Annotated in this window: 11 protein-coding genes and 1 pseudogene; 6 read left to right on the top strand and 6 right to left on the bottom strand. The window is 63.7% G+C overall.

From position 1 onward, the window contains the following. Nucleotides 1-11: 11 nt before the first annotated feature. From AC5Y49_RS23255 to AC5Y49_RS23240, 4 genes are all read right to left on the bottom strand, one after another. Entirely contained in the window at nt 12-875 is an 864-nt protein-coding gene (locus tag AC5Y49_RS23255) for an MlaE family ABC transporter permease (protein WP_499891743.1), read from the bottom strand. A 7-nt stretch (nt 876-882) separates the two neighbouring features. Then, nucleotides 883-1692: an MlaE family ABC transporter permease gene (locus tag AC5Y49_RS23250; protein ID WP_499891741.1), complete on the bottom strand. Its 810-nt coding sequence runs from the start codon at nt 1690-1692 to the stop codon at nt 883-885. 314 nt (nt 1693-2006) lie between these two features. Further along, nucleotides 2007-3212 (bottom strand): CaiB/BaiF CoA transferase family protein, encoded by a 1206-nt coding sequence (locus tag AC5Y49_RS23245; protein ID WP_499891740.1) that lies wholly within the window; start codon nt 3210-3212, stop codon nt 2007-2009. Further along, nucleotides 3209-4723 carry an aldehyde dehydrogenase family protein gene (locus tag AC5Y49_RS23240; protein ID WP_499891739.1) on the bottom strand — a complete coding sequence of 505 codons (1515 nt, stop codon included), beginning with the start codon at nt 4721-4723 and terminating at the stop codon, nt 3209-3211. Before AC5Y49_RS23240 ends, AC5Y49_RS23245 begins: the two co-directional genes overlap by 4 nt. 257 nt (nt 4724-4980) lie before the next feature. On the opposite strand from AC5Y49_RS23240, the gene AC5Y49_RS23235 reads away from it, so the two are divergent. The 4 genes and pseudogenes from AC5Y49_RS23235 to AC5Y49_RS23220 all read left to right on the top strand — a co-directional run bounded on the left by AC5Y49_RS23235 (nt 4981) and on the right by AC5Y49_RS23220 (nt 8187). Then, complete coding sequence (locus AC5Y49_RS23235) at nt 4981-5682, top strand: SDR family NAD(P)-dependent oxidoreductase (protein WP_499891736.1); 702 nt, start codon at nt 4981-4983, stop codon at nt 5680-5682. Between the two features lie 15 nt (nt 5683-5697). Next, complete coding sequence (locus AC5Y49_RS23230; protein ID WP_499891734.1) at nt 5698-6558, top strand: mycofactocin-coupled SDR family oxidoreductase; 861 nt, start codon at nt 5698-5700, stop codon at nt 6556-6558. 10 nt (nt 6559-6568) lie between these two features. Further along, nucleotides 6569-6763 (top strand): annotated as a pseudogene (locus AC5Y49_RS23225) (ferredoxin); the annotation flags it as partial. A gap of 59 nt (nt 6764-6822) precedes the next feature. Then, nucleotides 6823-8187, top strand: a complete 1365-nt coding sequence (locus tag AC5Y49_RS23220; RefSeq protein ID WP_499891732.1) for a cytochrome P450 — start codon at nt 6823-6825, stop codon at nt 8185-8187. Nucleotides 8188-8275: 88 nt separating this feature from the next. Here AC5Y49_RS23220 and AC5Y49_RS23215 read toward each other — a convergent pair whose 3' ends face one another. Together AC5Y49_RS23215 and AC5Y49_RS23210 are read right to left on the bottom strand one after the other, a co-directional pair. Then, nucleotides 8276-9478, bottom strand: a complete 1203-nt coding sequence (locus AC5Y49_RS23215; RefSeq protein WP_499891730.1) for a cytochrome P450 — start codon at nt 9476-9478, stop codon at nt 8276-8278. 12 nt (nt 9479-9490) lie between these two features. Continuing rightward, on the bottom strand, nt 9491-10327 hold the full coding sequence (locus AC5Y49_RS23210; RefSeq protein ID WP_499891728.1) for a mycofactocin-coupled SDR family oxidoreductase: 837 nt from the start codon (nt 10325-10327) through the stop codon (nt 9491-9493). Nucleotides 10328-10373: 46 nt separating this feature from the next. Between AC5Y49_RS23210 and AC5Y49_RS23205 the strand changes: the two genes are divergently transcribed. Together AC5Y49_RS23205 and AC5Y49_RS23200 are read left to right on the top strand one after the other, a co-directional pair. Next, nucleotides 10374-10997, top strand: a complete 624-nt coding sequence (locus AC5Y49_RS23205; RefSeq protein WP_499891726.1) for a TetR/AcrR family transcriptional regulator — start codon at nt 10374-10376, stop codon at nt 10995-10997. A gap of 102 nt (nt 10998-11099) precedes the next feature. Then, the coding region (locus AC5Y49_RS23200) for an IS30 family transposase (RefSeq protein WP_499891722.1) at nt 11100-11819 on the top strand (720 nt) is incomplete at its 3' end.

Raw genomic sequence — 11819 nt, 5'->3', positions numbered from 1 at the left:
TCTCTATCTTCCTACCCTGACAGGTTGAAGTTTCCGTTGGTGCCGTAGATGGACAGCGAGACTAACAGCGTCACCGATACCACGACAATGAGCGAGGTACGCACCGCGTTGCCGGTCGAGACGCCGACACCCTCCGGACCGCCCGTGGCGAAATAGCCGTAGTAGGTATGGATGAACAACACGGCCAGCGCCATGAGCACAGCCTGCAGGAAGGACCACAACAAGTCGATCGGGTTCAGAAATGTCGAAAAGTAATGATCGTACAATCCTGCAGATTGCCCGAACAGGTATACCACGGTTCCTCGGCTCGCCACGAACGACAGGATGACGGCGATGCTGTACAAGGGCGTGATCGCGGCCATCCCGGCAATGATGCGCGTGCTGACCAAGTACTCAACGGGCCGGATCGCCATCGACTCCAGCGCATCGATTTCTTCGCTGATCCGCATGGCGCCCAGTTGCGCGGTCACACCGGCACCGAAGGTGGCCGCCAAGCCGATTCCGGCCACGACTGGCGCCGAGATGCGGACGTTGATGAACGCCGCCAAGAATCCGGTCAACGCCTCTATCCCGATATTGCCCAGCGAGCTATACCCTTGGACCGCCAGCGTGCCGCCCGCCGCCAGCGTCAGGAAACCAACGATCACGACCGTGCCGCCGATCAGTGCCAAAGTGCCTGCGCCCATGCTAATTTCGGCAATGAGACGAATGATCTCACGCTGATAGTGGACGGATGCGTGCGGGACTCCGGCGATCGCCCTACCATAGAACAGCGTATGGTCGCCGATCCTGCCCAAAGTGTCGATTGGCTTGCGAACTTGGCCGAGCGTTCGGAACGCTCGAGGGTAAATGGTTCTCAGCGTTTTTGCCGTCACGACATCCTCACTTGGTCGTGAATCGTATGCCGATGGCGGTTACCACAACGTTGACCACAAACAGCGACATGAACGCATACACGACAGTTTCGTTGACGGCATTGCCCACCGCCTTGGCTCCACCGCCGGAGACCGTCAGTCCCCGGTAACACGCCACCAGCCCGGCGATCAGACCGAATAGCGCTGCTTTGACGCACGAGATGATCACCTCCGGCACGCCGGTTAGCAGTGTGATGCCCGCGGCGAATGCGCCCGGGCTAACGTCTTGAACGAACACTGAGAAGGTGTAGCCACCCAGAATGCCAATGATTACGACCAGGCTGTTCAACAGCAGAGCCACCAGCCCGGACGCCAGCATCCTGGGCGTGACCAATCGCTGCACTGGGTCGATGCCCAACACCTCCATGGCGTCGATCTCCTCGCGAATGGTGCGCGAACCCAAATCCGCGCACATCGCGGTGGCACCGGCGCCGGCCACGATCAACACCGTCACCAGCGGGCCGACCTGGGTGACCGCGCCGAATGCGGCACCCGCACCACTGAGATCCGCAGCGCCCAATTCGCGCAGCAGGATGTTGAGAATGAAGCTGACCAGAACGGTAAAAGGTATGGCCACCAACAACGTCGGAGCCAATGAAACGCGCGCGATGAACCAGGACTGTTCCAGGAACTCTCGTGCCTGAAACGGTCTGCGGAAGGCGAACATGATCGCATCCGCCGACATCGCAAACAGCCCTCCGATTGCCTGCATCGTCCCGGAGAGGCCCCCTGGCAAACTAATGCCTGAAGACCAGCGGTCCGCGCCCCTACTCGACATCGCCGGCGCCCCCTCCTGTCACGACCGACAGCGCTGTCGAACGATACACAGTGCGCGCCAATCCAGTTCCGGCGCCGACGATGGCGACCTTTCTCACAGCGCTTCCTCCTTGCTCGGGATTGCCGCCAGGACTCGCCGGTGGAAGTGTAGGCCCACATATTTGTCAAGCGTTCCGCGATTATGGCCCATACCGTGACCTTTTCGGGGACGAACGCACAACCCTAATGCGGAATTTTGGACGGCATGACTAACAGGCGATGTAGCCCCGCTCAAGGTGGCAGTGGTAACGATGGACGGCATCGGAGTCTCCAGCTCTACGTGACGGCGCCGGCCGTCTTGAGCTCGATGATCCGGTCCCAGTCAAAGCCGAGCTCGGTCAAGATCTCGTCGGTCTGCTCGGCGAATCCGGGCGCCGGCCCCGATGCGGGCGCCGCGACGTCGAACTGTACCGGGTTGGCTACCAATTCGAGTTCGCCTGCCTGAATTACGTATTCATTCGCGCGGATCTGGGCGTCGTCGGCCGCCTGCAAGGTGTCCTGCACCGGCGCCCAGGGGCCGGCCAATGTCGCGAAGCGCTCACTCCATTCAGCAAGAGTGCGGGTGCCGATCGCGGCGCTCAGGATCTCCACGGCTTCGGGCGTGTGTGCGGCGATGTCGTCGACAGTGCCGAAGCGAGGATCGTCGGCCAGCTCGGGGCGATCGATGTGCTGACACACGTCGGCCCAGAATTTGGTGGGCTGCATCATGACGAAGGAAATGTAGCGGTCGTCTTTCGTCGCATACAGGCCCACCAGTGGGTTATTGGGGGCGCCGTGCACCCCGGGCGGGAGCGCCTCCAACCGCTGTCCGAGATGGACGGTCAACGCCACCGTGTGCCCCATCGACCACAGGCCGCTGCCCAGCAGCGAAACGTCCACGATCGATGGCTCGCCGGTGCGCTCCCGTTTGAGCAGTGCGGCCGCGATGCCGCCGGCGAGGTTGGTGCCCGAGATGGTGTCGCCGTAGGCCGGTCCCGGTGGTCCGATCATTCCGGCCATACCCGCCGGGGTGATGGTGGCCGCGGTCCCGGCCCGGCACCAGAAGGCGGTCATGTCGTAGCCGCCCTTTTCCGACTCCACTCCGCGCGGGCCGAGCGCGCTGCCGCGGGCGTAGACGATTTTGGGATTGACCGCGCGGATGTCGTCGACGTCGATGCCGAACTTCTTGCGGTGTCCCGGCAGGAAGCTGGTCAAAAAGACATCGGAGCGGCGCGCCAGTTCATAGAGCACTTCCTTGCCTTCGGGAACCGACATGTCCAGTCCGAGGCTGCGTTTGCTGCGGTTGGCGTGCTCGATGTTGGGATTGGGATCGCCCTCCACCCGCAGCATGCCGGTCTGGCGCAGGCCACGCTGGGGGTCGCCGGTCACGGCGTGCTCGACCTTGATCACGTCGGCGCCCCATTCGGCCAGCACCGCACCCGCCGACGGGACGAACCCGTACATGGCGACCTCGAGAACGCGAATCCCCTCCAGTGGTCTCATCCGACCACCTCCGCGAGCGTCTTGCGCTCCTGGAACTCCTCGAGGCCGGCCGTGCCCATCTCGCGGCCGATGCCGGACTGCTTGTAGCCGCCGAACGGGCTGTCCGGGCTGAAGTAGTTGCCGCCGTTGATGGAGAGCGTGCCGGTCCGGATCCGCCGCGCCACCGCCAGCGCCCGGTCCGGGCTGCCGAAGACCGCACCGGAGAGCCCATATATGGAGTCATTGGCGATGCGCACGGCGTCGTCGTCATCGTCGTAGGCGATCACGACCAACACCGGGCCGAAGATTTCCTCCTGGGCGATCTCACTGTTCGGATCGACGTTGGTCAGCAGCGTCGGGGTATAGAAGTAGCCTGGGTCGACCTTTTGACCGCCGGTGACCAAGGTGGCGCCGGCCGCCACGGCGCGCTGAACCATCCCGTCGACCTTGTCCCGCTGCTTCGCACTGATCAGCGGACCCATGTAGGTCTTGGGATCGGCCGGATCGCCGTAGCGCACATGCGCGAAGTTGGCCTTGACCAGTTCGACGATCTCGTCGTGGTGGGTTTTGGGAACCAACAGCCGTGAGGTCAGTGCGCAGCCTTGTCCGGCGTGGGTAACCATCGAGAACGCGGTGAACATCGCCGCGGTGTTGAAGTCGGCGTCGTCGAGCACGATCGCCGCGGATTTGCCGCCCAACTCCAGGAAGACGCGTTTGACGGTGTCGCTGGCCGCGGCCATGATTCGGCGACCGGTCGGGGTAGATCCGGTGAAGGTGATGATGTCGACTTCGGGATTGTCGGTCAGCGCGGCGCCCACTGCCGGGTCCGACGAACTCAGCACGTTGACGACGCCGGGCGGAATGTCGGTGTGGTTGGCGATCAGCTCACCGAGCGCCAGCGTGACCAACGGGGTGTCGGGTGCGCCCTTGAGTATCACGGTGCAGCCGGCGGCCAGCGCGGGCGCCAGCTTGGCCAGCGCCAGCTGGTTCGGGTAGTTGTAGGCGATGATCGCGCCCACCACACCCGCGGCCTCTTTCTCTACCCACCGGTGATGTTGCATGCCGCGGCTCTCGATGTTGCCGAGGTCTTCGGTCATCGGATAGGTCTTGAGCAAATCGGCGTAATAGCGGACGATTTCGATCGGCTGGTCCAACTGAGCGCCCTGCGTTAGCGCCGGCGTGGCACCGACTTCGGCGATCGTGAGTGCGGCGAGTTCGTCGCGATGCGCCATTAGAGCCCGATGCAGTTGATCGAGACACCGGATTCTCAGTTCGACGTTGGTGGACCAGTCGGTGGTGTCAAAAGCACGGCGCGCCGCCGCGATCGCGGCCTGCGCGTCGTCGATGCCGGCATCCGGTGCGTGGCCGAGCACTTCGCCGGTAGCGGGGTTGACCGATGAGAAGGTCCGCGCTGCGCTGAGGAGGCGACCGTCGATCAGCAGTCTGCGGTCGGCCGATGGCTGCGCGGGGCTACCGCCGGGCACGGACTGCCGATCTCCCTCGATCGTCGCCACCGTGTCCTGCGCACCCATTCCGCCCTCCTCGACACATGGATAATTGCATTCTCATACCGGGCGAATCATACATTCCAGGTACGAGAATTCAACCAAACGGAAGAAACGAGACTGCCGTACTCGTGAGGGGTCGCGATGACTCGAACTCGCACCGTCTTCGCAGGCCGAGCACGGTTTCTGCCCAGTCTTGCGACCAACCACAGTCTGAGAGTAGGGTTCTCATAATCGGAAGGGAGATTCTTAGTGTTCGAGACGGTCTCTGACGGAGCCGGGACGTGACGACCGCCGTCGTCACGGGCGGCGGATCGGGTATCGGCTTGGCCGTCGCGGAGCGGCTGCGCGCGGGCGGCTACCAGGTCGCCACCGTCGACCTCAAACCGTCGGAGACCGAGTTTTCCTACACCGCCGACGTGACCGACCGGTCACAAGTCGACGCCGCATTGTCGGCGATCCGCGAGCAACTGGGCCCGGTGACCGTCCTGGTCAATGCCGCCGGGCTCGACGGGTTCAAACGCTTCACCCACATCGAGTTCGACGACTGGCAGCGGGTCATCGATGTCAACCTCAACGGCGTCTTCCACATGATCCAGGCGGTGCTGCCCGACATGCTGGAAGCCGGCTGGGGCCGCATCGTCAACATCTCGTCCTCGAGCACGCACTCCGGCACGCCCTACATGTCCCACTACGTGGCCGCCAAGTCCGCCGTCAACGGGCTCACCAAGTCGCTGGCCCTCGAGTACGGGCCCAGCGGGATCACGGTTAACGCGGTGCCGCCGGGCTTCATCGATACCCCGATGCTGCGCAAGGCCGAAGAGCAGGGCCACCTCGGCGACGTGGAAAAGAACATCGCCGCGACGCCGGTGCGCCGGATGGGCCGGCCCGAAGACATCGCGGCGGCGTGTGCCTTCCTCATCTCCGAGGAAGCCAGCTACATCACCGGTCAGATATTGGGTGTCAACGGCGGTCGCAACACGTAACCGGAAGGAGCAGTAGTGGGTCGGGTAACAGGGAAGGTCGCATTCGTCACCGGCGCGGCCCGCGGTCAAGGCCGCAGTCACGCAGTGCGATTGGCCGAGGAAGGCGCCGACATCATTGCGGTCGACCTCTGCCGCGACATCCAAACCATCGGATACCCGATGGCTCAACCGGAGGACCTCGACGAGACCGCCCGTCTTATCGAGAAGACCGGCCAGGGCGTGGTAATCGCCCAGGCGGATGTGCGCGAGGCCGCCGAGCTGCGCACCGCGTTGGAAACCGGTCTGGCCGAGTTCGGCAAGCTCGACATCGTGGTCGCCCAGGCCGGTGTCGCCGGCATGAAAGGCCAACCGCCGCTGCAGGCTTGGTGCGATGTGATCAACACCAACCTGATCGGCACCATCAACGCCATTCAGGTGGCGCTGCCACATCTGCATGAGGGCGCATCGATCGTCGCCACCGGTTCCACCGCGGCTCTGATGGACACCGCCAAGAAAGACAACCCCGGCAGCGACCCCGGCGGCATGGCGTACGTGCACTCCAAGCGTGCACTGTCGACCTACGTACATGATCTGGCGACCGAGCTTGCGCCGCTGGGGATCCGCGCCAACGTCATCCATCCGACCAACACCAACACTCCGATGCTGCAGAGCGACCCGATGTATCAGTCGTTCCGGCCGGACCTGCAGAACCCGACCCGCGCCGACGCCGAGCCAGTTTTCGGTGTGCAGCAGGCGATGCGGATTCCTTTCATCGAGCCTGAAGACATCAGCAACGCAGTGCTGTGGCTGGCGTCCGACGAGGCGCGGTACGTCACCGGTGTGCAGCTGCGCGTCGACGCCGGTGGCTACTTGAAGTGGTACGACTTCAGCAAGTAAGGGGAACAACGTGAAGGTTTGGGTCGACCCGGACCGCTGCCAGGGACACACGCTGTGCGCCATGATCGCGCCGGATTCCTTTGTGCTCGACGACATCGAAGGTCATTCCTCGGCGGTCACCGAAGACGTTCCGCCCGAACACGAAGCAAAGGTGCGCGAAGCCGCCCAGTCCTGCCCTGAGCAAGCCATCATGATCCGTGATGACCGCCAGCGCGGCGAAGCCGGGCGCAGCGGGTCATCACCAGTGGACACGGAGACACCATCTTGAGCGTCGACGACATCATCAGCGACGGCGATCGCAAGAAGAACAAGTATCACTTCGACCGGCACACTGCCGAATACCGAACCCAGTTCGAGAAGATCACCGAAGAGATCCACGCCAAATGCCCGGTCGCCTGGACTGATACTTATGACGGTCACTGGGTGGCCGGCGGCAGCCAGGCGGTATTCGAGCTGGCCCGTTGCCCACACGTGTCGAACGACCACGACCTCACCGGTGAACGCAATGGGTACAAAGGGATTTCGATCCCGACGGCCAGGCGCGCCAGCGTTGTCCGAGGCGGCATCCTGGAAATGGACGATCCGGAGCACCGCACATACCGCAACGTCCTCAACCCGTACTTGTCACCGGCCGCGGTCAAGCGCTGGGAGCCATTCGTCGACGAGATTGTGCGCGCCAGTATCGACGAAAAGATCGGGGAAGGCCGGATCGACTTCGTCGACGACCTGGCCAATATCGTGCCGGCGGTTCTCACCCTGGCGATGATGGGCATCCCACTGAAGAAATGGGCGATCTACAGCGAGCCGACCCACGCTGCGGTCTACACCCCGGAGCACTCCCCCGACGCAGCACGTGTCGCGGAGATGCACCGGGAGATGGGGCTGGATCTGCTGAACAACATGATCGAGATCCGAGAGAATCCGCGCCCCGGCATCGTGAATGCGCTCATCCAAGCGCGAATCGACGGCGAACCGGCTCCGGATTTGGAAATCTTGGGCAATCTCGGCCTGGTGATCGGCGGCGGGTTCGACACCACGACGGCTCTTACCGCCCATTCGCTCGAGTGGCTCTCCGAGCATCCCGATCAGCGCGAGCTACTCAGCCGCGAACGTGCCACCCTCCTCAATCCCGCGACCGAGGAGTTCCTGCGCTATTTCACCCCGGCTGCTGGTGATGGACGGACGTTCTCCCAGGACGTCGAAGTCGAGGGCACCCAGTTCAAAGAGGGCGAGCGGCTGTGGATCTCCTGGGCGATGGCCAACCGCGACCCATCGGTGTTCGCGGAACCCAACACGATCATCATGGATCGAAAAGGCAACCGGCACTTCAGCTTCGGAATCGGCGTGCACCGCTGCGTCGGCTCCAACGTGGCGCGCACTGTGTTCAAGTCGATGCTGACCGCAGTCCTCGACCGGATGCCGGACTATCGGTGCGACCCCGAAGGCACCATGCATTACGACACGATCGGCGTCATTCAGGGCATGCGGCACCTGCCGGCCACCTTCACCCCCGGCGCACGGTTGGGCGGCGGTCTCGACGAGACGCTGGAGAAGTTGCAGAGAATCTGCGACGAACAGGAACTCGCGCGCCCGATCACCGAGCGCAAGGAAACCGCCGTCATCGACTGATCGGCCGTTGCGGCCGCCAGACGCAAAAGTCCCCAAAACAACGGCGCTTCGGGGGCTTTTGTGTCTGTTCGCGATAGCGAGCGCGAGATCACCCCACGATGATGCGCAGCCGTTCCCAGCCCCGGACGGTCGAGGTCGGCGCCAGTTGAGCGGTCTGGTAGTCGATGTCCCAGTCCGGCCAGCGGTTGAGCAACTCGTCGAGCGCTACCCTGCCTTCCAGCCGAGCCAGGTTCGATCCGAGACAGAAGTGCGCACCCTTGCCGAAGGTCAGATGTGGACCGTCGTTGCGGTGAATGTTGAACGTAGCGGGATCGCTGAATCGGCGCGGGTCGCGGTTGGCAGCGCCGAACAACAACAGCATGGCGCTGCCGGCCGGCACCGTCGTACCGTAGCACTCGAAATCCTTTGCCATCCAGCGAGCCACGTGCGGGCCCGTCGGCTCGAACCGCAGGGTTTCGTTGATGGCGCGGTTCAGTAGCGACCGGTCCTGGAATACGTCGCGGCGTTGATCGGGGTGTTCGGCGAACACCTTGGCTAGCCAGCCGATGAGCCGCCCGGTTGTCTCGTTGCCGGCCCCGGCCACGACCTGCGTGTAGCGCAGCACCTCGTCGCGGGTCAGCTTTCGCCGTACGCCGCGTTCATCGTCGAAATCGACGTTGAGCAGCGCGGTCATCAAATCATCGGAGGGATTCTTGGCCCGCCAGTCGATGTAGTCGGCATAGATCCGGCCGTCGGCGATCCGGTCGGGGTCCATCACCTTCATCGGCGCACCTGCCTTGGTGCGCAGGTTGGCATCGTTGGCATCCCGGACACTGACCTGATCGGCTTCCGGGATGCCCATCAACATGCCGATCACCCGCATCGGCATCATCGAGGCCAGTTCGGCGATGATGTCGAAACCGTCCGAGCCGACGTGCGGATCCAGGCAGCGCGCGCAGAATCGCCGGACCTGATCCTCGATCTCAGCCATCCGGCGTGGTGTGAAGACCCGCGACATCACTCCGCGCAGCATCATGTGCATGGGCGGATCCTGGAACATCATGACGCCGGGCGGCATGTCGAAATCCGATTGCACCAGTTCGAGGATGTCGCCGCGGCTGTTGGAGAACGCCTCCCAGTTCAGCAGCGCCTCCTCGACATCGGTGTAGCGTGACAGCGCCCAGAAGTTGTAGCGCTCGTTGTGATAGATCGGCGATTCTTCGACCAGCCGGGCATAGACCGGGTATGGGTTGGCGACGATGTCGACATCGTAGGGGTCGTAGTAGACCTCGGTGTCGTTCGCGATTGCCACTGCGTATTTCCTTTACTTCAGGCAGCTTCCGGCGTCGACGGGAAGCGTGACGCCGGTGATGTAACGGGATTCGTCGGAGGCCAAAAACAGCACCGCGTTGCTGATGTCCTCGGGGTCCACCCATGGAATGGGCAGCACGTGATACGTCTGGCAGATTGGTGCGAGGTCGTCGATGCCGGGGTTGTCCAGATCCGGCCGGAAACCACGGTAGGTGCCCTCGTTCAGCAACAGTGGTGTGCAGACGTGGGTGGGATGCACACAGTTGACGCGGATCAGCTGTGGGCCCAATTCCACTGCGAACGTGCGCATCAGACCGACGACGCCGTGTTTGGCGGCCACGTAATGGCCCATGTAGGGGTAGGCCTTCAGACCGGCCACCGAGCTGGTCAAGATGACCGACCCGCCTCGGCCACCGGCCAGCAGATGCGGAACGCCGGCCTTCACCGTCTTCCACACGCTGCTCAGGTTGACGTCGATCATCTCCTGCCATACCGGTTCGCTCGTCTTGTGCAATTTGTCGGCCATGGTGCCGATGCCGGCGTTGGCGACGACGATGTCGAGTCGGCCAAGCTGTTCCACGGCACCGTCCAACATGCTTGTGAGGGCGTCGAAGTCGCGCACGTCGACCTCGGCGGTCACGATGCGCCGGTCGAGGCTTTTGACCAGTTCGGCCGTTTCGGCGAGATCCTCGAGCGTCGAGCCCGGCGCCGGCGAGTTGTCGAACCCCGCGCAGATATCGACGGCAATGATGTCGGCGCCCTCGCCGGCCAGCCGGACCGCATGGCAGCGGCCCTGACCGCGCGCCGCGCCGGTGACAAACGCGACCTTCCCTTCGACGCGACCCGCCATCATGTCCTCCTTGTTTGGGCGATCGCCCAATTATTATGCTGAGCCCATGTCTAGCAGCCCTTCGGGCGGGCGGTCAAGGGTTGGCGCCCGCGATTCGGCGACCCGGCGCTCGTTGATCCGCGCGACAGCCGAAATCATCATCGAAGAGGGCTACGCCGCCGCGACGTCTCGGCGGGTTGCCACCAAGGCCGGCGTCCGGCCGGCGCTGGTGCACTACTACTTCCCGAGCATGGATGAGCTCTATGTGGCCGTCTTACGGGCCGGGGCAGAGGCCACCTTGCAGCGTCAAAGCCAGGCCCTGACCGGCGACGCGCCGCTGCACACGTTGTGGCAGCTCAACAGTACGCAGGGCGCCCAACTGATGCTCGAGTTCATGGCTCTGGCCAATCACCGCAAGGCGATTCGCAGTGAGATCGCCGCGTATGCCGAACGCTACGGCGACATGGAAGCTGCTGCGCTGACCGAGGCGATGGCCGTGCACGGTGTCGACATGAAAGAGTTCCCGCCAGTGGTGATGTCGATGATCTTGACCAGTCTGGCGCGCATCATGTTGCTCGAGCAAAGTCTCGGCATCACCCGTGGCCACGACGCAGCGCGCGACTTCATCGAACGCTACCTCGACCGCTTCGAAGTTCGCCTTGGCGAGCAGACGCAAAAGCCCCCAAAATAGTAGGGCGGATTCCAGTGAACGTCGCAACACCGAGGTTGTTGTTCGGAGGTTGCGGTGGGAGCGGAGCGGAGGGCCGGGCGACGTGGACGCCCAAGGGGCGGAATGCTGGTGGAGGAGCGGCAGTGGTTCGGTCGGCTGATCGCCCAGGGGGTGAGAAGTACCGAGGCGTGTCGGATTGTAGGGATCAACCGCAGGACGGGGACACGTTGGCTTTATGGGCGCACAATCCGCAATCCTGCCGGCGAGGCGGTGCACCATCCACCGGTGAGGCTCACAGCTCCCAAGCCCCGGCATCCTCGATATCTGTCGTTGGCCGAGAGGACGACGATCGCTGACCTGCACCGTGCGGGTGTCAGTGTGCGCAGCATCGCCGACGAGCTGGGCAGGGCGGCCTCGACGGTCTCGCGGGAGCTGCGCTGCAACGCTGATGACCAGGGTCGCTACTTGCCTGCTACCGCACAGCGGCTTAGCGAGGATCGGCAATCCCGGCCGCCGCGGACGCGCCGCTTAACGCGCGACGAGCAGCTATGTGGTGTTGTCGCCGAGCTGTTGGGCAAGCGGTGGAGTCCCGAACAGGTTGCCCACGAGTTGCCGGTGCGCTTCCCTGACCAACCCGAGCGTCATCTGTGTACCGAGTCGATCTACCAGGCGATCTACGATCCCCGGATCGATTTAACCCGTCCCGCCAAACGGCGGCGCCGGCGGCGCCGACGCCGGGTTCAGGGCCTAGAAAGGCGTGGTCGGCTCACCGATATGACGATGATCGCTGATCGGCCCGCCGAGGTCGAAGACCGGATACAGATCGGCCACTGGGAAGGGGGC

The organism is Mycobacterium sp. NGS62, assembly GCF_059812285.1.
The sequence above is the reverse complement of the archived record's forward strand: the minus strand, read 5'-3'. Positions and strand labels throughout refer to the sequence as shown.

Bases quoted from the DNA above. Each gene is read 5' to 3' on its own strand.
- AC5Y49_RS23250 (WP_499891741.1), bottom strand. From the start codon at position 1,692: ATGTCGAGTAGGGGCGCGGACCGCTGGTCTTCAGGCATTAGTTTGCCA.
- AC5Y49_RS23245 (WP_499891740.1), bottom strand. From the start codon at position 3,212: ATGAGACCACTGGAGGGGATTCGCGTTCTCGAGGTCGCCATGTACGGG.
- AC5Y49_RS23240 (WP_499891739.1), bottom strand. From the start codon at position 4,723: ATGGGTGCGCAGGACACGGTGGCGACGATCGAGGGAGATCGGCAGTCC.
- AC5Y49_RS23210 (WP_499891728.1), bottom strand. From the start codon at position 10,327: ATGGCGGGTCGCGTCGAAGGGAAGGTCGCGTTTGTCACCGGCGCGGCG.
- AC5Y49_RS23205 (WP_499891726.1), top strand. From the start codon at position 10,374: ATGTCTAGCAGCCCTTCGGGCGGGCGGTCAAGGGTTGGCGCCCGCGAT.